The sequence below is a fragment of the Microbacterium sp. 20-116 genome, from assembly GCF_041079415.1.
Lineage (GTDB): Bacteria > Actinomycetota > Actinomycetes > Actinomycetales > Microbacteriaceae > Microbacterium.
Map to the genome: position 1 here is coordinate 286,689 of NZ_JBFYGP010000001.1, position 20,558 is coordinate 307,246.

The 20,558-nt window shown below is 66.3% G+C and carries 21 protein-coding genes; 12 read left to right on the forward strand and 9 right to left on the reverse strand.

What is annotated here, in order from left to right; all coding sequences use genetic code 11:
- Nucleotides 1–14 precede the first annotated feature (14 nt).
- The 3 genes from AB6V29_RS01280 to AB6V29_RS01290 all read right to left on the reverse strand — a co-directional run bounded on the left by AB6V29_RS01280 (nt 15) and on the right by AB6V29_RS01290 (nt 3,218).
- Nucleotides 15–713, reverse strand: coding sequence for a coenzyme F420-0:L-glutamate ligase (locus AB6V29_RS01280; protein WP_210075033.1), 699 nt, complete (start codon nt 711–713; stop codon nt 15–17).
- Complete coding sequence (locus AB6V29_RS01285; RefSeq protein WP_210075030.1) at nt 710–2,032, reverse strand: RNA polymerase sigma factor; 1,323 nt, start codon at nt 2,030–2,032, stop codon at nt 710–712. The genes AB6V29_RS01280 and AB6V29_RS01285 overlap by 4 nt, the downstream gene beginning before the upstream one ends.
- A 259-nt stretch (nt 2,033–2,291) precedes the next feature.
- Entirely contained in the window at nt 2,292–3,218 is a 927-nt protein-coding gene (locus tag AB6V29_RS01290; RefSeq protein ID WP_210075029.1) for a PAC2 family protein, read from the reverse strand.
- An 84-nt stretch (nt 3,219–3,302) separates the two neighbouring features.
- Here AB6V29_RS01290 and AB6V29_RS01295 point away from each other — a divergent pair, with 84 nt between their 5' ends.
- Genes AB6V29_RS01295 through sucB form a run of 3 tightly spaced genes read left to right on the forward strand, consistent with a single transcriptional unit; the run spans nt 3,303 to nt 7,908 of the window.
- Nucleotides 3,303–4,769 (forward strand): leucyl aminopeptidase, encoded by a 1,467-nt coding sequence (locus AB6V29_RS01295; protein ID WP_267787250.1) that lies wholly within the window; start codon nt 3,303–3,305, stop codon nt 4,767–4,769.
- On the forward strand, nt 4,766–6,139 hold the full coding sequence (lpdA, locus tag AB6V29_RS01300; RefSeq protein ID WP_369356587.1) for a dihydrolipoyl dehydrogenase: 1,374 nt from the start codon (nt 4,766–4,768) through the stop codon (nt 6,137–6,139). The genes AB6V29_RS01295 and lpdA overlap by 4 nt, the downstream gene beginning before the upstream one ends.
- A 53-nt stretch (nt 6,140–6,192) precedes the next feature.
- Nucleotides 6,193–7,908 carry a 2-oxoglutarate dehydrogenase, E2 component, dihydrolipoamide succinyltransferase gene (gene sucB, locus AB6V29_RS01305; RefSeq protein ID WP_369356589.1) on the forward strand — a complete coding sequence of 572 codons (1,716 nt, stop codon included), beginning with the start codon at nt 6,193–6,195 and terminating at the stop codon, nt 7,906–7,908.
- Nucleotides 7,909–7,925: 17 nt separating this feature from the next.
- On the opposite strand, the gene AB6V29_RS01310 is transcribed toward sucB, so the two are convergent.
- The gene (locus AB6V29_RS01310; RefSeq protein WP_369356591.1) at nt 7,926–8,933 is read right to left on the reverse strand and encodes a hypothetical protein; all 1,008 of its coding nucleotides are present in this window, start codon (nt 8,931–8,933) and stop codon (nt 7,926–7,928) included.
- 117 nt (nt 8,934–9,050) lie between these two features.
- Between AB6V29_RS01310 and AB6V29_RS01315 the strand changes: the two genes are divergently transcribed.
- On the forward strand, nt 9,051–9,761 hold the full coding sequence (locus AB6V29_RS01315) for a DUF4191 domain-containing protein (protein ID WP_210075018.1): 711 nt from the start codon (nt 9,051–9,053) through the stop codon (nt 9,759–9,761).
- A 56-nt stretch (nt 9,762–9,817) separates the two neighbouring features.
- Here AB6V29_RS01315 and AB6V29_RS01320 read toward each other — a convergent pair whose 3' ends face one another.
- The gene (locus AB6V29_RS01320) at nt 9,818–10,246 is read right to left on the reverse strand and encodes an RDD family protein (protein WP_369356593.1); all 429 of its coding nucleotides are present in this window, start codon (nt 10,244–10,246) and stop codon (nt 9,818–9,820) included.
- Nucleotides 10,247–10,379: 133 nt separating this feature from the next.
- On the opposite strand from AB6V29_RS01320, the gene glnA reads away from it, so the two are divergent.
- Complete coding sequence (glnA, locus tag AB6V29_RS01325) at nt 10,380–11,804, forward strand: type I glutamate--ammonia ligase (protein WP_103209374.1); 1,425 nt, start codon at nt 10,380–10,382, stop codon at nt 11,802–11,804.
- Nucleotides 11,805–11,992: 188 nt separating this feature from the next.
- On the opposite strand, the gene AB6V29_RS01330 is transcribed toward glnA, so the two are convergent.
- Complete coding sequence (locus tag AB6V29_RS01330) at nt 11,993–12,604, reverse strand: hypothetical protein (RefSeq protein WP_369356595.1); 612 nt, start codon at nt 12,602–12,604, stop codon at nt 11,993–11,995.
- A gap of 384 nt (nt 12,605–12,988) precedes the next feature.
- Here AB6V29_RS01330 and AB6V29_RS01335 point away from each other — a divergent pair, with 384 nt between their 5' ends.
- From AB6V29_RS01335 to AB6V29_RS01345, 3 genes are read left to right on the forward strand one after another with little or no spacing between them, the layout of a single operon-like run.
- A complete protein-coding gene (locus tag AB6V29_RS01335; protein WP_369356597.1) occupies nt 12,989–13,255 on the forward strand; it encodes a hypothetical protein in 267 nt (88 codons plus the stop codon).
- A gap of 36 nt (nt 13,256–13,291) precedes the next feature.
- Nucleotides 13,292–14,215 carry a hypothetical protein gene (locus AB6V29_RS01340; protein ID WP_369356599.1) on the forward strand — a complete coding sequence of 308 codons (924 nt, stop codon included), beginning with the start codon at nt 13,292–13,294 and terminating at the stop codon, nt 14,213–14,215.
- Entirely contained in the window at nt 14,212–14,457 is a 246-nt protein-coding gene (locus tag AB6V29_RS01345; protein WP_369356601.1) for a hypothetical protein, read from the forward strand. The genes AB6V29_RS01340 and AB6V29_RS01345 overlap by 4 nt, the downstream gene beginning before the upstream one ends.
- 559 nt (nt 14,458–15,016) lie before the next feature.
- Here the strand turns inward: AB6V29_RS01345 and AB6V29_RS01350 are convergent.
- Nucleotides 15,017–15,202 carry a hypothetical protein gene (locus AB6V29_RS01350; protein WP_369356603.1) on the reverse strand — a complete coding sequence of 62 codons (186 nt, stop codon included), beginning with the start codon at nt 15,200–15,202 and terminating at the stop codon, nt 15,017–15,019.
- 800 nt (nt 15,203–16,002) lie between these two features.
- Here AB6V29_RS01350 and AB6V29_RS01355 point away from each other — a divergent pair.
- The gene (locus AB6V29_RS01355; protein ID WP_369356604.1) at nt 16,003–16,146 is read left to right on the forward strand and encodes a hypothetical protein; all 144 of its coding nucleotides are present in this window, start codon (nt 16,003–16,005) and stop codon (nt 16,144–16,146) included.
- 635 nt (nt 16,147–16,781) lie between these two features.
- Here the strand turns inward: AB6V29_RS01355 and AB6V29_RS01360 are convergent.
- On the reverse strand, nt 16,782–17,324 hold the full coding sequence (locus AB6V29_RS01360; protein ID WP_369356606.1) for a hypothetical protein: 543 nt from the start codon (nt 17,322–17,324) through the stop codon (nt 16,782–16,784).
- Between the two features lie 69 nt (nt 17,325–17,393).
- Between AB6V29_RS01360 and AB6V29_RS01365 the strand changes: the two genes are divergently transcribed.
- The 3 genes from AB6V29_RS01365 (at nt 17,394) to AB6V29_RS01375 (ending at nt 18,515) form a co-directional block, all read left to right on the forward strand.
- Nucleotides 17,394–17,801 (forward strand): hypothetical protein, encoded by a 408-nt coding sequence (locus AB6V29_RS01365; protein ID WP_369356608.1) that lies wholly within the window; start codon nt 17,394–17,396, stop codon nt 17,799–17,801.
- Between the two features lie 71 nt (nt 17,802–17,872).
- On the forward strand, nt 17,873–18,202 hold the full coding sequence (locus AB6V29_RS01370) for a hypothetical protein (RefSeq protein WP_369356610.1): 330 nt from the start codon (nt 17,873–17,875) through the stop codon (nt 18,200–18,202).
- Nucleotides 18,203–18,248: 46 nt separating this feature from the next.
- On the forward strand, nt 18,249–18,515 hold the full coding sequence (locus tag AB6V29_RS01375) for a hypothetical protein (protein WP_369356612.1): 267 nt from the start codon (nt 18,249–18,251) through the stop codon (nt 18,513–18,515).
- A gap of 323 nt (nt 18,516–18,838) precedes the next feature.
- Here the strand turns inward: AB6V29_RS01375 and AB6V29_RS01380 are convergent, their stop codons facing one another.
- Nucleotides 18,839–20,473, reverse strand: a complete 1,635-nt coding sequence (locus AB6V29_RS01380; protein ID WP_369356614.1) for an SGNH/GDSL hydrolase family protein — start codon at nt 20,471–20,473, stop codon at nt 18,839–18,841.
- Between the last annotated feature and the right edge of the window lie 85 nt (nt 20,474–20,558).

The window sequence follows — 20,558 nt, forward strand, 5'->3', positions numbered from 1 at the left end:
CTCGTCGGATGGTCTCAGCTGTGGCGGACGATACCCAGCGGCGTGGACTCGTGTCCCTGGCCGAGCGGGTTGTCCTTCAGGATTGCGACGAGACGCTTCTCGCCGGCCTTGTCCATCGTGGAGCCGAGGATGTTGCCACCGAGGTCGTTGATGTCGACCACGGCAACCTGCAGGTCACCGCCGAGCAGCGACTTCAGGCGCGCGGCGACCTCGCGAGGACGCTCAGGGCCGAGGACGACGGCCTGGTTGTACGGCGGGATCGTGCCCTTGGTGGGGCCGTCGATCGCGCGCGCCTTGTCGCCGGCGATGCGGTAGAAGTCGCCCTTGCGACCCATCGCCTTGGTCACGGCCGAGACGGCGGCGGCGAACAGGATGCGGGGCGTTCCGCATTCGCGCAGGGCCATCTCCATGGTCTCGGGCATGCCGAGACCGATGCCGTACGGCGTGCGAGTGACGTACTTCGACAGGAACAGAGCCAGCTTTCGGGGCTTGATGGTGTCGAGTTTGAACGAACGACCCTGCGTGATGGCGACGATCTTCTCGGTGACGAACAGCAGGTCGCCCGGCTGCACGGCATCCTTCGCGTACTCGAGGATGAAGGCGTCGAGGTCGTCACCCGGCATGACGACCCGCGTGCGGATCGGGATGCGAGCGTACGAGGTGCCCTCGACGGTGACGGTGAGCGCCTTGCCGGCGTTGGCCTCCGCGCTCATTCGAGGTAGTCCCGAAGCGACTGCGAACGGCTCGGGTGACGCAGCTTCGCCATCGTCTTCGACTCGATCTGACGGATACGCTCGCGCGTGACGCCGAACGTGTCGCCGATCTGGTCGAGGGTCTTGGGCTGACCGTCGCCGAGGCCGAAGCGCATGCGGATCACGCCGGCCTCGCGCTCGCTCAGCGAGTCGAGGAGCGACTCGAGCTGGCGCTGCAGCATGGTGAAGCCCACCGCGTCGGCCGGGACGACGGCCTCGGTGTCCTCGATGAGGTCACCGAACTCGCTGTCGCCGTCCTCGCCGAGAGGGGTGTGCAGGGAGATGGGCTCGCGGCCGTACTTCTGCACCTCGATGACCTTCTCGGGGGTCATGTCGAGTTCGCGCGACAGTTCTTCCGGAGTGGGTTCGCGACCGAGGTCCTGCAGCATCTGACGCTGGACGCGGGCCAGCTTGTTGATGACCTCGACCATGTGCACGGGGATACGGATCGTGCGGGCCTGGTCGGCCATGGCGCGGGTGATCGCCTGACGGATCCACCAGGTGGCGTAAGTCGAGAACTTGAAGCCCTTGGTGTAGTCGAACTTCTCGACGGCACGGATGAGGCCCAGGTTGCCTTCCTGGATCAGGTCGAGGAACTGCATGCCGCGACCGGTGTAGCGCTTGGCGAGCGAGACGACCAGGCGGAGGTTGGCGCCGAGCAGGTGGCTCTTGGCGCGCTGACCGTCACGGGCGACCCACTGCAGATCGAGACCGAGCTGGCTCGTCTTCTCGGCCGCGGTCATGTTCGACAGCTTCTCTTCGGCGAACAGACCCGCCTCGATGCGCATGGCGAGCTCGACCTCTTCGGCCGCGTTCAGCAGCGGAACCTTGCCGATCTGCTTCAGGTAGTCCTTGACCGGGTCGGCGGTCGCGCCCGTGATCTGCGCGGAGTAGACGGGGACGTCGTCCTCGTCGCTCGACGAGATGACGATCGCGCCGGTGGGGAGGGCCTCGGCGGGCGCCGCCGGGGTCTCGTCCTCGTCGTCGTCGTCGGACTTCTTCGCGTCTGTCTTGGCCGCGTCGTCGGAGTCGTCGCTGTCGTCGGCGTCGTCGATCTCGACATCGCCCACTTCGACGTCTTCCTCGTCTTCTTCGAGGTCGTCGTCCTTCTTGGCCTTCGTCTTCGCCTTGGCGGGAGCCGCCTTGGCCTTGGCCGGAGCCTTCTTCGCGGGGGCCTTCTTGGCGGTCGTCGTCTTCGACGCCGTCACGGTCTCCTCGGAGTTCTCGAGTTCGGTGTCCTTCGCACTCCGGGAGCGGGTCTTGGTTGTCGTGTCTGCCACGTTTCGCCTTTCACCGGGAACGCACGCTGCACGGCCACCGGTCGTTCTCGGACACTAGTAAGACCCTTGTCAAGTCCCGAACCGAGGAGCGGGGGCTCCTGGTCCGGTTGACAACGGGTCAGGTTCTTCATTGTCTCACATTCCCGGACCGGGACTTGACGTGGGCCTGGGATCTATGCGTAGACAACGTCCGCGAGCAGGAAGGCATTCCCGGATGCCGTCTTCTCGGCAACCGGGAACGTGCGGTGCAGGACCGATCTCAGCCGAGCTTGCCGCGGCGATCGTCGTCGCCGGGCCGGGTGGCGAGGAATCGCTCCAGTTCGGCGGCCAGTTCGTCGGCGCTGGGGAGATCGCCCGTGTGGATGATCGGGGTGGCCTGCGTGGAGCCCGCCATGTAGGCGTCGTAGCGCTCCTCGAGGTTCTCCAGCATGCGGGTCAGCTCGTCGCTCGCCTCGACCTGCTCGGTCACCTTGCCGAGGAACTCGCGGTTCTCTTCGCGGAGCACTTCGCCTGCGAACACCAGACCGGTTGCGACCGTGAGGCTGTCGAGGGCGGCGAGGGCCGCAGCGGGGTACTCGGTATCACCGAGATAGTGCGGAACGAGAAGCGCGAAACCGGCGACCTTGGCGCCGGCTTCCGCGAAGCGGTACTCGAGCAGATGGCCCGCGGTCGAGGGGACCTGCGTGTGCGGACGCCAGACGGAGTGGGCCTCGGCGAGATCGGGGCGCGTCCCGCTGACGGTGGTACCGATGGGGCGCGTGTGCGGCACCGGCATGGGGATGGCGTGCACCCAGGTGATCGACGACACCTGCAGACCCGCCGACAGCTCGAGAACGGTTTCGGCGAACGCTTCCCAGAGGAAGTCGGGCTCGTACCCCGCAAGAAGGAGGAACGGCTGTCCGAGTGAGTCGTGCGCGAGCGAGAGCTCGAGGCGCGCCGGACGGAAGTCGGTGAGGTGGTCTTCGACGAAGGTGATCGCCGGGCGACGCGCGCGGTAGTCCAGAAGCGAGTCGTTGTCGAAGACGAAGAGGGCGTTGGGCTGCACGTCGTTGCGGAAGTACTCGACCAGGCGGGTCACCGCCCCACCGGCATCCGTGAAACCGGTCAAGGCGATCACGAGCGGCAGGCCCGACGGCACGGGTGGCGCCGCGGGGGCGCGGTCGTACAGCGGGGCGGAGGAGCGCATGTCTCCACTCTACGAGCGTGCCGGATGCGTCGGTCGCGGTGCGTCCCGCTCCTAGCGAACACGCTCGAACCTAGGATGGATGCCATGCCGTTTCCCTCCGTGGCGTACACCCACGCCCCCGCTCTCGAGTCCGACGCCGATGCGATCCTGCTGATCGTTCCCACCCTTTCGGAGGGATCCCCGGATCCCGACGGTTGGGAAGGTCTCGGGTCGGCTCTGTCGGCGGTCGGCTTCACCGGTGCCGCCGGATCGTTCCAGCGGGTTCACGTCCCGGGAGTGGCGACACCGGTCGCCGTCGCAGGTGCGGGCGCGAACCCCACCGAGGCCGCGCTTCGCGACGCCGCGGGCACCGGTCTTCGTCAGCTGACCGGCTTCGAGCACATCGCCGTGCAGTCGCTCGCCTCCTCCGCCTGGCGCCCGATCGCCGAGGGCGCCGCCCTGGGCGGTTACCGTTTCGCCGACTACAAGAAGAAGGCCGCGAAGGTGCGCGCCACCCGCGTGACCGTCGTCGCCGAGGAGGCGCCCGCTGACGCCGACGCCGCGGCGGTCGCGGCCGTCGCCGGAGCCGTGGCTCTGGTGAAGGACCTCGTCACGACGCCCGCCGAGTGGCTCGGCCCGTCCGACTTCGCCGACGCCGCCGTCAAGGCCGTCGAGGGTCTCCCCGTCGAGGTCGAGGTGCTCGACGAGACCGCCCTGCGCGAGGGTGGTTACGGCGGCATCCTCGGCGTGGGTCAGGGGTCGGATCGCCCGCCGCGCATGGTGCGCCTCGACTACTCCCCCGCCGGTGCCGAGCGCCACGTCGCTCTGGTCGGCAAGGGCATCACGTTCGACACCGGTGGTCTCTCCCTGAAGCCGCCGGCATCGATGGTCGGAATGAAATACGACATGTGCGGCGCCGCGACGGTGCTGGCGGTACTCAAGGCCGCGGCCGAGATGCAGTTGCCCGTCCACGTCAGCGCCTGGCTCTGCATCGCCGACAACATGCCGTCGGGCCGTGCGACGCGCCCGGGCGACGTGCTGCGCACCCTCGACGGCACCACGGTCGAGGTGCTGAACACCGACGCCGAGGGGCGCCTGGTGCTCGCCGACGGCCTCGCTGCGGCTAGCCGCGAGAACCCCGATCTCATCGTCGACGTCGCCACCCTGACGGGCGCCATCACCGTGGCGCTCGGCAACCGCCACACCGGCGTGATGGGCGACGACGACGCGGTGGCGAAGTACCTCGCGGCATCGGCCCGCACGGCAGAACTCGCCTGGCAGCTGCCGCTGCCCGACCACATGGTCGATGACCTCGACTCCCCCATCGCGGACCTGCAGAACGCGAAGATCGGAGACCCCGCGGGCGGCTCGCTGTTCGCCGGGCTCTTCCTCCGTCACTTCGTCGGCCGCGTCTCTGCGGAGGCCGACGCCCCCCGCATCCCGTGGGTGCACCTCGACATCGCCGGAGTGGGAATGAACAAGTCCGCGCCGTTCGGCTACACCGACAAGGGCGTGACGGGAGCAACGGTCCGCTCGCTCGTGGAGATGCTGGCCACGGACGGCGCGCGGTGACCGAGTACACCGCCGACGTCGTCGTGCTCGGCGGGGGAAGCGGCGGGTACGCCGCAGCTCTGCGCCTCGCCGAGCTGGGCAAAGATGTGGTGCTCGTCGAGAAGGACAAGCTCGGCGGAACGTGCCTGCACCGCGGCTGCATCCCCACCAAAGCGCTGCTGCACGCCGGAGAGGTCGCCGACGCCGCCCGCGGCGCGGCCGATATCGGCGTCGACGTGACCTTCTCGGGCATCGACCCGGTGCGGGTGCGCTCGTACCGCGAGGGGATCGTCGCCAAGAAGTTCAAGGGGCTCGAGGGGTTGATCTCGGCCCGCGGCATCCGCGTGGTCCGCGGCGAGGGCTTCCTCGAGGCCGGACCCGCGGTGCGCGTCGGCGACGACCTCTATCGCGGCACCGACGTCATTCTCGCGACCGGCTCGTACAGCCGCAGCCTGCCCGGTCTCGATGTCGGTGGACGTGTGCTGACGAGCGAGCAGGCGCTCGAGCTCGACGTGATCCCCGAGCGCGTGATCGTTCTCGGCGGAGGCGTGATCGGCGTCGAGTTCGCCAGTGTCTGGCGTTCGTTCGGCGTGGACGTCACGATCATCGAGGCGCTTCCGCATCTGCTGCCGGCGGAGGACGTGGCATCCAGCAAGGCTCTCGAGCGGGCGTTCCGCAAGCGCGGGATCGCTTTCCAGCTGGGTCGACGCTTCGCCTCGCTCGCGCAGACCGCGGGCTCCGTGACGGTGACCCTCGACGACGGTTCGGAACTCGTGGCCGACTACGTCCTGGTCGCGGTCGGGCGAGGTCCCGTCACCGCCGGGCTCGGTTACGAAGAGGCCGGGGTCGTGCTCGACCGAGGCTTCGTCCAGACCGACGAGCGTCTGCGCACCGCCGCTGCTCACGTGTGGGCCGTGGGCGACATCGTGCCGGGTCTGCAACTCGCGCACCGCGGCTTCCAGCAGGGCATCTTCGTCGCGGAGGAGATCGCGGGTCTTTCGCCCGTGCTCGTTCCCGATGTCGACGTACCCCGCGTCGCCTACTCCCACCCCGAGGTCGCGTCCGTCGGACTGACCGAGGCGCAGGCTCAGGATCGTTACGGATCCGATGCCGTGAAGGCGTACGAATACAACCTGGCCGGAAACGGCCGCAGCGAGATCATCGGTACCTCGGGCATCGTAAAGATCGTCCGGCGTGTCGACGGGCCCGTCGTCGGTGCCCACCTGGTGGGCGATCGCGTCGGCGAATTGATCTCGGAAGCGCAACTCGCGGTGGGCTGGGAAGCCCACCCCGAGGACATCGCGCCGTTCGTCCACGCACACCCCACCCAGAGCGAGGCGCTCGGCGAGGCCTTCCTGGCCCTCGCGGGCAAGCCCCTGCACGCACTCTGACCGCAACCGGTCACTAAGCTAGGTACCGCATCCGGTACGAAGGAGACATACCCATGAGCACTTCCGTCGTCCTCCCCGCTCTCGGCGAGAGCGTCACCGAGGGAACGGTCACCCGCTGGCTCAAGCAGGTCGGTGACACCGTCCAGGAGGACGAGGGTCTGCTGGAGATCTCGACCGACAAGGTCGACACCGAGATCCCCTCGCCCATCTCGGGCGTGATCGAGGAGATCCTGGTCCAAGAAGACGAGACGGTCGAGGTCGGCGCGGTCCTCGCGAAGATCGGCGACGGCTCGGGCGCTGCGTCGTCCGACGACGCCCCGCAGGCGGCTCCCGCCGAGCAGGAGTCCGCGCCCGCGGAAGAGGCCGCTCCCGCCGAGTCCGCTCCGGCCGCGCAGGCGGCTCCCGCCGAGCAGTCGGCTCCGGCCGCCGCCGGCGACTCGACCGAAGTGAAGCTTCCGGAGCTCGGTGAGAGCGTCACCGAGGGCACCGTCACCCGTTGGCTGAAGGCCGTCGGCGATGACGTCGCGGTCGACGAGCCCCTCCTCGAGATCTCGACCGACAAGGTCGACACCGAGATCCCTTCGCCGATCGCCGGCACGCTGCAGGAGATCCTCGTGCAGGAGGACGAGACGGTCAACGTCGGTGCCGCTCTCGCGCGCATCGGCAGCGGTGCGGCCCCGGCCGCTCAGCCCGAGGCCCCGGCGCCCGCCGCCGAAGAGAAGCCGGTGGAACAGCCCGCGGCCGAGCAGAAGCCTGCCGAGCAGCCCGCCCCCGCCGCGGAAGAGAAGCCTGCGGCTCCCGCCCCCGCCGCCGAGAAGCCCGTCGAGCAGGCTCCCGCCGCGTCGTCGAACGACGACATCACCTACGTGACCCCGCTCGTGCGTCGCCTCGCTCAGCAGCAGGGCGTCGACCTGGCCTCGGTCAAGGGCAGCGGCGTCGGTGGACGCATCCGCAAGGAAGACGTTCTCAAGGCCGCCGAGGCCGCGAAGTCGGCTCCGGCTGCGGCTCCCGCCGCTGCGGCTCCCGCCGCTGCCGCCCCCGTCGAGGTCTCGCCTCTTCGCGGTACCACGCAGAAGATGTCGCGTCTGCGCAAGGTCATCGCCGAGCGCGCCGTCGCATCGATGCAGGCCACGGCCCAGCTGACCACTGTCGTCGAGGTCGACGTGACGAAGCTCGCCGCCCTGCGCGATCGCATGAAGGGCGAGTTCCAGCAGAAGACGGGCGACAAGCTCTCGTTCCTGCCGTTCTTCGCCATCGCGGCTATCGAGGGCCTCAAGGCCTACCCGATCATCAACTCCACGGTCGAGGGCGACGAGATCGTCTACCCGGCTCACGAGAACGTCTCGATCGCCGTCGACACCGAGCGCGGCCTGCTGACGCCGGTGGTCAAGGACGCCGGTGACAAGAACATCGCCCAGCTCGCGCGCGAGATCGCTGACCTCGCTGCCCGCACGCGTGACAACAAGCTGAAGCCCGACGAGCTCGCCGGTGGCACCTTCACGCTGACCAACACCGGTTCGCGCGGCGCGCTGTTCGACACGCCCATCGTGTTCCTGCCCCAGTCGGCGATCCTCGGCCTCGGCGCCGTGGTGAAGAAGCCGGGAATCGTCTCGGTCGACGGAAAGGACGCCATCGCGGTGCGCTCGTACGTGTACCTCGCGCTGTCGTACGATCACCGCATCATCGATGGCGCCGACGCAGCCCGTTTCCTCGGGACGGTCAAGGCTCGCCTCGAGGCGGCGCAGTTCGAGGGTGATCTCGGGATCTGATCCCGCCGAGCACCAGCTCATGATGGCTGGTCCGCGACCGTTCTGGCGGCGCGGACCAGCCATCTCTCGTTCTGCCGCACGAGAGTGACGTACTGCGTCGATCCTGCAGCGTCGACGCGTACGACGGTCACTCCCCCGAAGTCGTCGACCACCTCGATCTCCCCCGCGGCGGCATCCGCGAGGAGAGGCTCCCGCGGGAACACCGAATTCTCCTCATAGGACGACGCGCAGGCCTTGTCGTCGCGGCATCCGGCGATGTCCGTGAAGAGCCTCCGCGCGATCTCTTCGACGTCATCGGAGAGCGGGCGTCTTTCATCCACCGGCGGCGGGTCCGACAGCCACGGCGTGGAGAAGGTCGGTGCGGGAGCCATCAGCGTCCGTTCGGATGCGGCCGGCGCCGAGCTGTGCTCCACCGGAATGAGCGAGAAGCCGATGACCGCGATCACGGCGAGGCCCCCTCCGACGGTCGCGAGTCGAAGCATCCGTGACGTGCGCCAACGCTCGCGGATCCCCCCGAGAGCGCTGCGCGTCGCCTCGGCCAGATCGGCGTCGACCAACTCGAGCACACGCGCCATCGCACCTTCGCGCTCGGCTGGAGGCGGAGCCGCTTCGACGGACGGAATGAGCGGGCCGAGGACGAGAGGCAGCGGCGCCGCGTGCGAGAAGAGGCGTCTTTCGACGGCATCCCAATCCCGGGGAGGGCGGGTCAGGACGCTCTCTCGTGCTCGACCGAGGATGTCGCGGGTGGACGGGTCTGCGGCGATCTCGGCGAGGTGCGCGAGGCTCTCCGCCGTCGCGGCGACGCCGTCCTGTCCGCCCGGGTCGTCCACGGCCACGGGGCAGCCGGTCGCCGTCAGCCACCACGTCGTTCCCTCTCGAGCGGCGGCTGCCCCGCGGCATCCGCGAAGGAGGCCGACGGCCGCGGTCACCGCCTCCCCCGCGGTGAGAGGGACGGTGCTGCGCGCGCGACGCCGCAGGTACGCATCGAACGGTTCGGCGAGAACGGATGCCGTGGAGCTGCTCATCCCGCGATGGTGGCGGAACCGCTCCGACCGCGTGTCGAGAAAAGTCGGAAGCGGGGACCATCCGGCGGAACCGTCCGCTGGGGAGGAAGGTCTCGCGGCAAAGATAGAATCAATTTCATGGCCGCTCGCACCACCACGCCCGAGAAGCGTCCGGGCTTCTTCTCGCAGCTGAAAACCCTGTACACCTTCACGCAGAAGGAGTACCGGTGGCTGCCGTTCCTGCTGGCCGGAATCGTGCTGGTGGGCATCGCCCTCGGCGTGCTCGTCGGCTTCCTCATCCCGCCGCTGGCGGCGTGGAGCGTCATCCTCTGGGGTGTGACGGGTCTGCTGGCCGGCATCCTGGCTTCGATGATCACCATGACGCGTCTCTCGACGACGGCCATGTACAAGAAGATCGACGGCATGCCCGGCGCGACCGGGCACGTGCTGTCGTCGTCTCTCGGTCGTAACTGGCAGGCCTCGGAGGCGCCGATCGGCGTCAACCCCCGCACGCAGGAGGCCGTCTACCGCGCCATCGGCCGCGGTGGCGTCGTGCTCATCGGCGAGGGCAACCGCAGCCGACTGACGCGTCTCGTCGGCGAGGAGCGTTCCCGCGTGACGCGTGTCGCGGCGGGCGTCCCCGTCACCGTGCTCTACGTCGGTCACGGCGACGACGAGGTACCGATCGCCAAGCTGGCCTCGACCATCAAGGCGCTGCCCAAGAAGGTCGACCGCTCGACGATGGCTGCCGTCATCAAGCGTGTGTCGTCGGTGTCGCAGGGCCTGTCGTCGTTGCCGATCCCGAAGGGTGTCGACCCGACCAAGATGCGCTCACCGCGCCCCCGTTGATTCGATGAGAAAGGCCCCCGCTGTGGCGGGGGCCTTTCTCATCGGTGCTCTCGGGTTCAGGTGCGGACGAGAACCGTGCCGACCACCTTGTCGTGCAGGCCACGCTGATCGGCGTCCCAGACGACCGCGGGGATGATCACGGCCAGCAGTACGGTACGGACGATCGGACGCCAGACGCCCACCCAGCCCCCGGATGCCAGCTCGAGCCGCATCCCCATGATCCGGTGCCCCGGGCTTCCGCCCAAGAGCGGGATGAACAGGATCTGCACGGCGAAGAAGATGAGGTTCGTCGCGATCGGGTTGGCGAACGGAACACCCGTCACAGGGTCGGGGGCGGAGAAGAATGCGTATCCGATCAGACCGGCGCTCGCGACGTCGATCAACAGCGCCGCGATCCGGCGCCCCGGCCGGGCGATGGAGCCGCGACCCTCGCGGGGAAGGCCGAGCCGCTGGCCCGGATAATCGTTCTCGGCGGGGAGGCTCACGGCATCCAGCGTAATCGGGGCCCCGTAACATCCCCGAAACATGCGAGATATGACCGGGACACCGGTTCTGGGTAGGGTCGAGGAGGCTGGCCGAGGCCGGCATGATCCCGAATGTTCTACCTCTGGAGTCTTCATGTTCAAAGATTCGTCCGAGGTGCTCAAGTTCATCCAGGACGAGGACGTCAAGTTCCTCGACATCCGTTTCACGGATCTTCCTGGTGTGCAGCAGCACTTCAACATCCCCGCCTCGACCGTCGACGAGGAGTTCTTCACCGTCGGACAGCTGTTCGATGGCTCGTCGATCCGCGGGTTCGCGAACATCCACGAGTCGGACATGCAGCTGATCCCCGACGTGACCACGGCGTACGTCGACCAGTTCCGCGAGGCCAAGACCCTCGTCATGATCTTCGACATCTACAACCCGCGCAACGGTGAGATCTACGGCAAGGACCCGCGCCAGGTCGCCAAGAAGGCCGAGAAGTACCTCGCCTCCACCGGCATCGCCGACACCGCGTTCTTCGCCCCCGAGGCCGAGTTCTACATCTTCGACGACGTGCGTTACGAAGTGAAGCAGAACTCGAGCTTTTACTCGGTCGACTCCGAGGAAGGCGCCTGGAACACCGGTCGCGAAGAAGAGGGCGGAAACCTCGCCAACAAGACCCCGTACAAGGGCGGCTACTTCCCCGTCTCCCCCGTCGACAAGACGGCGGACCTCCGCGACGACATCACCCTCAAGCTGATCGAGGCGGGCTTCGCACTCGAGCGCTCGCACCACGAGGTCGGCACGGGTGGTCAGCAGGAGATCAACTACCGCTTCGACACGATGCTGCACGCGGCCGACGACATCCTGAAGTTCAAGTACATCGTCAAGAACACCTGCGAGCAGTGGGGCAAGGTTGCGACCTTCATGCCGAAGCCGCTCTTCGGTGACAACGGCTCGGGCATGCACACCCACCAGTCGCTGTGGAACGACGGCAAGCCGCTGTTCTACGACGAGACCGGCTACGGCGGGCTCTCCGACATCGCCCGCTGGTACATCGGTGGTCTGCTGGCGCACGCGCCCGCCGTCCTCGCCTTCACCAACCCGACCCTCAACAGCTACCACCGTCTGGTGAAGGGCTTCGAGGCGCCGGTCAACCTGGTGTACTCGGCCGGTAACCGCTCCGCTGCCATCCGCATCCCGATCACGGGCACCAACCCCAAGGCCAAGCGCATCGAGTTCCGCGCGCCCGACGCCTCGGGCAACCCGTACCTCGCGTTCGCGGCTCAGCTCATGGCCGGTATCGACGGCATCAAGAACCGCATCGAGCCGCACGAGCCCGTCGACAAGGACCTCTACGAGCTCCCCGCCGAAGAGGCCAAGAACATCCCGCAGGTTCCGAACTCGCTCCTCGACTCGCTCGAGGCTCTGCGCGCCGACCACGAGTTCCTGCTCGCCGGTGGCGTCTTCACGCAGGAGCTCATCGACACCTGGATCGAGTACAAGATCGAGAACGAGATCCAGCCGATCGCCCAGCGCCCGCACCCCTTCGAGTACGAGCTGTACTTCGGGGTCTAGGGAACCGACGCGGGATTCCGCGGTTGCGCGCCCTTCCGGTCCGCATATAGTCCGCAAAATCTGACGAAGAGCCCTCCGGGTCAACACCCGGAGGGCTCTTTCGCGCCGCCCCGAGCGGTGCGCGCAGGCGTCGCGCACCGCGAGACGTAGCGTTCAGAGGATTGCGAAGTGCGCGCTCCACTACCAAGTCAGCCGTTTGAGGGCTCACACCGGCCTCGGATTGCCTGGCGCGAACGGATGCGCGAGAGTTCCATCTCGGTCAGCGGGATGTTGATCCCGACCGGCGGTGTCAGCTTCCGGCGCACTTCTCCTTGGCGCGTGTAGCCGACCTCATGCACCCAGGACAGGCTGGGCACCTCACGTGACCACCAGACCGCCTCCTCCGCCACGTAAATGATGGTGTGGGGTGTGGGTCGCAGAAACCGCGGCCCACTCCCGGAGGACCTCATTTGCTGTGCCTTATACGGCGTGAGACCGGGCACCAGCGCGACCAGCTGCTCCTTCGTGATGTACGTGCGGCGACGAAGCTCATCGAGCGTGGCGTCTCGGTACCGGTACTCGCGTGCCTTTGATGGCAGCGGAAGTCGAGCCAAAGGCGGGCCGTATACCCACACTTGATCGACGGTGCCCTCTAGCCAGCGCCGAAACTCGAGCTCGTCGTAAAGGGATGACCCGTCGCTCAGTTCCCATGCAGTCGGACCGGCTTCGGAGGCGCGGAGGCTCCGCAGACGAGACGCCGACAACCCTGGTGCGATGACCTCCAACTCGTTCGGATTCAACCAGTTGATCTCGCGCTCCATGATGGCCTCCTGCGAACACTGTTGTGATAGCGATAGCGGCCGCCGCAGTCTCTCGTCGAGGCCCATTTGACTGATGCTCCGCGGATCGCTACACCGGCTCCTGCGGCAACTCTTTCGGAGTCATGGGGTGAGTGCAACGCATGAGCGAATGCGGGCTCATAGGCGACGCGCAACGTCCAGTGCGTATCCCGGCCACCGCCTAGGGGCTGCGAGGTGCGAGCGCCGAAGGGTCGCGTTTGCGATCCCACCCCTCCGAACTCCTCGAGATCCTCGGTGTTCGTCTGATCTCCGACGACAGGGGTTACCCGGCTCTCTCGGCGGGCCCGATGTCGGCGGTCCGCCGTAGGCTGATGTCCTCTCGGCCGGAGGAAGGATCCGGCGCACGTGGATACCTGGCACCCCATCATGGCCGCCGTCGAGGGCCCAACCGGCACATGGCGGATGGTCGATCCGCAAGGCCGCGAGTACGGGCGTATCGAGATCCGTCGCGTGATGAACGGTGAGCAGGTCGCCTACCGGGTGACGGTTCGCGGTGAGGTCATCGGATGGGCGCACAACCTTCGGCTCGCCTGCCATAAGGTGCACGCCGCCTATCTCGCGACGATGGGCAACCCAGGGCCGCCGGCAGCGGACTGGGGATCTCGGAGTTGAAGCGCCCATGATCCGCGGGCGGATAACGTTGGTCGGGTGAGCTCCGACAGCCCGACGGTCATCCCGCGTTATGAGCGAGCTCAACTAGGAACCAAGGCGCTACAACGTCTCGGGAGCAGTCTCGCGAGCGCGGACCCGCTGACTCCCGCACAGGAAGACCTGTACCAGGCGTTCATTATCGATGCCGACACACGACGTGTAATTCTGCAGGATCTCATGGACCGGTTGCTGGTCGCGGCATCCGGGGCTCTCCCGCGACTCGCTGTAGCGAGCACTGGGCGGACCAAGACGCGCGCGACTCTTGTGGAGAAGCTGCGTCGCGAACCGCACATCAAGCTGCCCTCTATCCGCGACGTAGCTGGTATCAGAGTGGTTGCAGATTGCTCACTCCTAGAGCTCGAGATGATGGCAGGCGTGATCCAAGAGGCCATCTCGGCCGCTCCATTGCAGGAGTGGGGTTTTGGGGAGACACGCCTCATAGACCGCCTGTCCAGCCCGATGTTCGGGTATCGAGCGCTACATCTTGAGGTGCGCCTGAGTGGAGCGCCCGCAGAAATCCAGTTCCGCACACAGATGCAGCACGAATGGGCGCAGTTCATGGAGCTCCTATGCGACCGCTGGGGAAGGGAACCGAGGTACGGTCTACCGCTCGCCGAGCCGGACGAAGAGAAGCTCGCGGTCAAGACGGCGATCTTGGATCAGATGCAAAACCTGTCCTTAGCAATCGCGGAAACCGAAGAAGAGACCCGCAGGGCGGGTCTCGGCTACGTGAACTATGACGTGCTCAAGGAAAGCGCAGCGAGGATCAGCCCTTCCATGCGTGAGGAGTACGCTGGGATCAGGGCGGAGTCCGAGCCAACGCTGTCCCAGTTGCGTGTTTCCATGCGACAATCGATCCAACGCCTGCAGCGCGTGTTCGCCCTGCTCGAGGCGATGGATGAAGGTCAGGAGGTCTCGTGAGCCAGTTCGTTGTTATCTACAACCGTGAGACCGGCGCTGCCACCATCCAGGAGTTCAGCGGCACCAGCGCGAGCGAGAATGCCCTGCAGGCTCGCTTCGCCGCCGAGCGGGTCGCCAGCAGCACCGAGGAAGTTGCGGTCTTGAGTGCGCCGTCGCTTGTTGCTCTCAAGCGGACCCACGCGCGTTACTTCGAGAAGTCCCTCGGCTCCGCGTTGTCCGGCCTGGCCGCCGCGGGAGCTTAAACTGCGCCGCCTCACCTCCACGGCTGTCAAAGTCCGGGGCACGTTCGATTTCAACGCGTTCTTCTACGCTCTCATCATCTGCGTATTGGTACTCCGATAGCTACCTCCGACCTTGCCGCTGCCCTCGAGCGCGATCGTTTGTTGACGCCGATCGCGAGCTGACGTACCTCCGCGGCCGCCGCCGAGCCTTCGAAGCCGCCGACATGACCTCACTGCGGTCGCAGGTACCCGACGGGTGGATCCTGCGGCACGTTCGTGACGTCTTGCCGGGCTTTCCTCGGCTCAGACCCAGCGCCTCGCGCCTGGCTGGTTACCCAGCGGCCATATTTCGTACTCAACCACGCCGGACACGATAGTCACGGAGTGGCTGGGGCGCGTGCTCTTGCGCACCCAAGCGAAGACGCCAATCACGCCGGCCGCGACAACATCAGAGATGACGCCCGTCCAAACTGTTTCTCAGAACTCCACTGGGAAACAATATTGCGAATTTTTTGCTCAACAACAACAACCGAGGAGTGCAGGGACGCGCCCCGACCGTGCAGTCGCTAGGAGTCCTGGATCACGGTTTGTCTCCGGATCCGGGCCGTCGCGCTTCTATCTCAGCCGTCTTGGCTCGGATGAGGCTTCGAATGGGGCCGGTGAGGGCGAGAACCCCGACCGCACTGATGATGAACGCTGCCAGGCTCAGCAGGAATGGCCCGCCTTGCTCGAAGATCGCGATCAGGTAGTCGAGTGGTGAGTTCATGATCGGAGACTAGAGCACAACTCGCGTGTTGCTGCGTGCACGACAGAACGCCCCCTCCCAGCCGTCAGGCAGAGAGATGCGACTCCTCGCGCCTCCCTTGCGCCGGACATGGTCAGCACGTTGCCCGCGTACGCCCCGCAGGCGCCGCGTTAGGTGCCGAGGCGGGCGCTGGCTGCCACGAGGCGTTGCCATGTGCACGCGTCGACCGTGAGAGTGGGGCCGCCGACCTCGGCTGGTTCGATCGTGACTCACCCGTCCGTGACGCTGACCTCGAGCGTCATGGCGTCGGGCTCGGATGTTGTGCGGATGATGGCTGGGACGGTGATGTGATCCATGCCGGTCATCCCAGCACGAAGCGCGGGACGGCGTCGGAAGTTATCCACAGGCTCGTACGATGGACCGGTGCTGATCGGAACCATCCGCCCCCGCGAGACCACCACCGCTGAGGTGGAGGCCCGCTCCCTCAAAGAGGCACACACCCTGCTCGAGCAGCAAGCGCCGGCCGGGTTCGTCCTCACCGACGCGCCCGTGCGGATGGGTAAGAGTCCACGAAGCGTCTTCCGACACCGTCCACTCTTTCCGACATCGAAGCACGCGGAGAACTGTCGGCCGCACGCCAGCGCATCATCGACCAGCTGCGCGATCTCGGACGCGTAAGGGGTCGGCAGAAGACATCTTCAAGATGCTCGCCTGACGACGAGCCACCGCCCTCGTCGGATTGTCTGGCTAGCGCTCCCTGCTTGTTCTCCGACATGCTCGGGGGCATGAGCATTCCTAGATTCCAGATTGACGATGACGTCATGCCCACCGACGGCGCCCGAGGCAAGGTCGTCGATATCCGCGACGTCGCGAAGAACCGGCACATCTACGGCGTCGCCGATGTGAACGGCGCGGTCAGCTTCTACATGGAGGACGGCCTGCGAGCTGCACCCGCCAGCCGCTGACGCAACGACGAAACGCCCCCGGCGTCACCTCCGAAGAGGGACACCCGGGGGCGTCTTTCGTGCTCTCAGCAGTAGGACCACTGCTTCCAGTGAACGAGCAGAGCGTCCTGGATTGAGGTCGACGCACCAGGGCTTAGCGTGCGGCACGACGAATCGACCACACCCGCACCCACCTGATTACCGGTGAACTTCACGCGGATGGATGCGGTGCGGCAGTTCTTCACTGTCGACGTGCCGCCCGACTGCGTGAATCGCACGTTCGCCGCCCCATCGCACGGCGTCGGAGCCGCGGCGACGGAGACGTCAGTAGCTGTCGCGGGAGCCGCGATAGCTACGCCAGGTGCCCCCATCAGACCCGCCGCGACGATCACTCCACCAAGAACCGCTGTGACCATTTTGCGAAACTTCAACGCTTTCCCCCAAATTGGATTGTCTCGGTCACGAACCTATCTGGGGGCTTGTAATGAATGATGTCCCCTCTTCGGGGACGCCCGCGAAGACTAAGGTCCCGGCGTCACCTTCAGAGAGGACAACGCCCGCTGGCCTCGACCATCACCCGACTGGTGACCAGGCATGAACCACGAACGGGCGGCGGAAGCTATCCACAGGCTCGCATAGGCCGGACCGGCGCAGACTCAGAACGTCCACGGGAGAAAGAGCGGCCCAGCAAATCCGATCTCTCTGTAGAGACGAAGCGCGTCACCACGTACGTCCCATAGGGGGGTTATTACCCACTGGGGTGGGTTACTTTTCAACTCCGCGCGTACCATCTTGTTGATTGTGAACGTCGTTCCATCCACCGCAGCCGCTAGAGAATCCGCGACGGTCTGCCGTCGAGCGTAAGCCGCCCGAACCTCAAAGGGCACCGCTACCTTCCGGGCGACGCCGGCCAGACTCTCAATGATGGGGTCGATCGGATACAGCGTTTTTGCCTCTATCTGCCCACCATGCAGGGCAGTGCGAACGACCTGTCTAGCGAAAAGACGCAGCTCTTCAAATGCCTCGCCACGGTTACGTTCGTCGTGAGCGATGCCGTCGCCGAGGTCTCGCAATGAAGATCCCCGAGAGGCTTGGCCCCTCGTCATGATGAGCAGGGACACTGCGTCCGATCGAGTGAGGGTCCCGTGCGACGTCGTATGGAGCAGTTCGCTGAGGTGCTGGCGGTCGGCGTCGCGCATGGGCCAGAGCCTAGGTGCGCGCGGGCGAGTAGGGCGACAACTGGGACCAAAGCGAGATAGCTTCACGCCATGAAGAAGACAGACGCCATCAAGGCAATTGAGGCAGTGCGGACATCGATTGTCACGAACCCGCAGCAAACGGTGACCATCGAGAACCTCATTGGAACACAGATTGGCGGCGGAAGCGGCACCACCGTGGTCGCCCCCGTCCTTGGTCCCTTACGCGGCAACTTCGACACGGTCATCGGAGTGGATGTCAGCACCCACCTGAGCGTCAGTCCCGCCATGGGGAACACCGTGGACGCTCAGGTCGGCGAAGCTGCGGCGCAGCTGGACGCCATCATCGCGGAGCTCAGAAAACCCTCCCCGGACAAGGGCGCCTTGTCGCGTCTTGTGAGAGGCCTGGTGGACAAGGGTGTGCCCGCCGCAGCGGCAGCTGCCATCGGGCCGATCGTCACTGCTGCGCTGGGTGGTTGAGAAGCTACGCATTCAACACTCGAGTATCGTTCACCAAGCGAAGACTCGCGGCAAGAAGACCAGGGGGCACTATGACTGTGAAGGATCAGGAGACGGCAATCCCGTCCCTGCTTGAGAGGTATTGGGTATGGATAGCTCTCGGTTTCATGATTGCTGCGGTGGCCGTGCCTGCGCACTATTTCTCGCAGCACCAAGACCAACCACTTCAGTCGTTCAAAGTCTTCGGCGTGTGGGCGGCCATCCTCGGCGCAGTTGGGGCCGGCATTCGCTTGTGGGCCCACAACGGCAGCAAGCATCTCGATGCCCTGGGGAAGAGCGTCGGATTTACTGCCGCGACCGTGGCCGCATTCGCTGTCGCATTTCTCTTCCTGATTGACCAGCCAGGTGTTCTCACCCGGTAGAGGTCGTCCGATCCTGCTACACGTGCGGTCCGTCTAAGCTTCGGCCATGACCGACGACGTTCTCACTGCGCTGATCAGCTACAGCCAAGACGCCCGCATCTGGCGCCTTCGACTCCCGGTCACCCCCGAACGTCCAGGTGGAGGGATGGTCGAGATGCCCGGCTTCTCAGGATCACTCGCTGACGCCGACGACGCTGCGAAAGTCGAGGGCATCCTCCGAGCGGAGGGCTACACCCCTGCGATGGGACGGTGGCGTTCCGAGGGCGGCACGCTCGTCGTCCCGATCCTTAGGTACTCCCCTCCTCAGATCTAAGCTGGCCGCCAAGACGACTCCATAACGACAAAACGCCCCCGGTGTCACCTCCGAAGAGGGACACCGGGGGCGTTGTCGCGACGCGAGCCGCCCACCCATACATTGAGAGGGGGCGCGGCTAGCGGTGAAATGTCGAGTGGACGTATGCTCCTCTGTCATGGAGCAGCGCCCACCGATCTACCGCCTTATGGAGTGGGTCTCGCACCGCAAGAGCCTGTGCATGGAGTGCAAGAAGCAGCCGAAGCAACAGGGCTGGGACTACTGCTCCGACGAATGCGAGGAAGAGTTCTTCCATACGTGGGTTCACGGCTGAACACTTCATCTCAGGCGGCAAGACCGAGGAACGCCTTGAGACCGGCGACCGCGTCCGCGTAGCCGGTGTCGCCCGGGTGCAGAGCATCCGGCTGAAGGTTGAGGGAGTTCGCGGTCGCGAAGCTTCCCCACCGTTCGGTCAGATCGAACAGGGACACGTTGCGGGCATCCGCGATCGCGTAGAGCTTCTCGGTGTAGGGCGTGAGGTCGACGTTCTCGACCATGTAGCCCGTCATCAGCGCGACGTCGCCCCTGCCCAGCATCCACGCGACGATCTCGTCCATGCGGGTGCCGTAGGTCGCGACGGGGGTTGCGACGCCGGTGCGGGCGTCGTTCGTCTCGAGCTGCAGGATGAACGCATCGGGGGCGTACGCCTCGAGGATCTTCCGCGGCGAGTACCAGGTGGTCGTGTTCCACGTCGCCGCGGTGGCACCGCCGATGCCCAGGCGGCTGAGGGAGAGGCCGGCCGTGCCGCGCACCTCGATGCCGCAAAGGAACGTGGCGTTCGCGGTGAGCGACTTGATCACGACCGTGTGCGTCGTGTTCGCCAGGCCCGTGACGTTCGTGATCTGCACGGTCTGCGCGCCGCTCGGGGTGACGGTGACCTCGGCGCCGCCGTCGATCGAGTACGACCATGTCGCCGCGGCGTTGTTGTTCAGCGAGACGATGCTGACGACAGTCCCGGGCTGATCGCTGACGAACGTTGCTTTCTTGTTCACGGAGTTGCACTGCATGATCGGCTCGGAGAACGGGCCCCACCCGGTCTCGTACGTCCACCGCGGGTCTTCGCCACCGGTGCCCGAGAACGCCCAGACGAGGCCTGTACCGGTCATGGTGTACCCGGCGCGCACGAGATCTGCGCGAAGGAGTCCGTGTACCGACTTCGTCAGGGTGTTCGTCGATCCGACCCCCTTCGCAGTGGAGTCTCCGCAGAGGACGATCTTGCGGAGCAGGTTCGCCCCTGCCCGGGCGTTCGCCAGAGCAGCCCGCATCTTCCGCAGGTTGTCGGGTCGGAGGTTGTATGCCTGCAGAGCAGGATCGTATGGGCGCAGGTGTCCGGTGGACGGCGCGATCGGCACAGTCGCCTTGGGCGGGAACAGCCCCGATCCGACGGAGCTGATCTTCGCCGTAACCTCGGGCGACTGCGCTACCGCCGCCGCGCCGAATGCGCTCGTAAGGGCCACCGAGGTCTTCGACGTAGAGTCCTTGATTCGCGACTCGATCTGATCGTCCGTCGTCGCACCGACGGCCTCCGCGGCCTGCTGCGCGGCGACGGCGTCGTCCTTCGCCTTGACGGCGTCGGCCTTTGCCGCTCCGGCGTCGGTAGCCGACCCCGCAGCGTCTGACGCGGCCTTCTCCGCCGCCTCCGCGGCGACAGCGATCGACGTCATCGGGGTGAGCGCCTGCCCCGACTTCACGATCACCTGCGTCACCCCCGCCGGGGGCTTGAACTCCGGGTAGATCCCGTCACTGTTCGAGATGAGCTTGTTGCCGGTGAACGGCACCCCCGACACATCGGTGATCGCCAGCGGCGTCGTGAACGACGTGTCCGTCATGGCGAACACCTGCGCCTCAGCGTTGCGGAGACGGGTGCCGGTGTTGCTGTCGACGGCGAGGGTCGCGGGGAAGTATCCGACGACGGCCATGGGCGGGTTCCTTTCAGGTGCCGGCGTGACGCCGAGGCGAGAAGTAGACGGTGGCGGCCCCCACGATGAGGACCGCCACCAGGAG

Bases quoted from the DNA above. Each gene is read 5' to 3' on its own strand.
- AB6V29_RS01280 (WP_210075033.1), bottom strand. From the start codon at position 713: ATGAGCGCGGAGGCCAACGCCGGCAAGGCGCTCACCGTCACCGTCGAG.
- AB6V29_RS01290 (WP_210075029.1), bottom strand. From the start codon at position 3,218: ATGCGCTCCTCCGCCCCGCTGTACGACCGCGCCCCCGCGGCGCCACCC.
- AB6V29_RS01295 (WP_267787250.1), top strand. From the start codon at position 3,303: ATGCCGTTTCCCTCCGTGGCGTACACCCACGCCCCCGCTCTCGAGTCC.
- sucB (WP_369356589.1), top strand. From the start codon at position 6,193: ATGAGCACTTCCGTCGTCCTCCCCGCTCTCGGCGAGAGCGTCACCGAG.
- AB6V29_RS01310 (WP_369356591.1), bottom strand. From the start codon at position 8,933: ATGAGCAGCTCCACGGCATCCGTTCTCGCCGAACCGTTCGATGCGTAC.
- AB6V29_RS01315 (WP_210075018.1), top strand. From the start codon at position 9,051: ATGGCCGCTCGCACCACCACGCCCGAGAAGCGTCCGGGCTTCTTCTCG.
- glnA (WP_103209374.1), top strand. From the start codon at position 10,380: ATGTTCAAAGATTCGTCCGAGGTGCTCAAGTTCATCCAGGACGAGGAC.
- AB6V29_RS01330 (WP_369356595.1), bottom strand. From the start codon at position 12,604: ATGGAGCGCGAGATCAACTGGTTGAATCCGAACGAGTTGGAGGTCATC.
- AB6V29_RS01350 (WP_369356603.1), bottom strand. From the start codon at position 15,202: ATGAACTCACCACTCGACTACCTGATCGCGATCTTCGAGCAAGGCGGG.
- AB6V29_RS01355 (WP_369356604.1), top strand. From the start codon at position 16,003: ATGCCCACCGACGGCGCCCGAGGCAAGGTCGTCGATATCCGCGACGTC.
- AB6V29_RS01360 (WP_369356606.1), bottom strand. From the start codon at position 17,324: ATGCGCGACGCCGACCGCCAGCACCTCAGCGAACTGCTCCATACGACG.
- AB6V29_RS01365 (WP_369356608.1), top strand. From the start codon at position 17,394: ATGAAGAAGACAGACGCCATCAAGGCAATTGAGGCAGTGCGGACATCG.
- AB6V29_RS01370 (WP_369356610.1), top strand. From the start codon at position 17,873: ATGACTGTGAAGGATCAGGAGACGGCAATCCCGTCCCTGCTTGAGAGG.
- AB6V29_RS01375 (WP_369356612.1), top strand. From the start codon at position 18,249: ATGACCGACGACGTTCTCACTGCGCTGATCAGCTACAGCCAAGACGCC.
- AB6V29_RS01380 (WP_369356614.1), bottom strand. From the start codon at position 20,473: ATGGCCGTCGTCGGATACTTCCCCGCGACCCTCGCCGTCGACAGCAAC.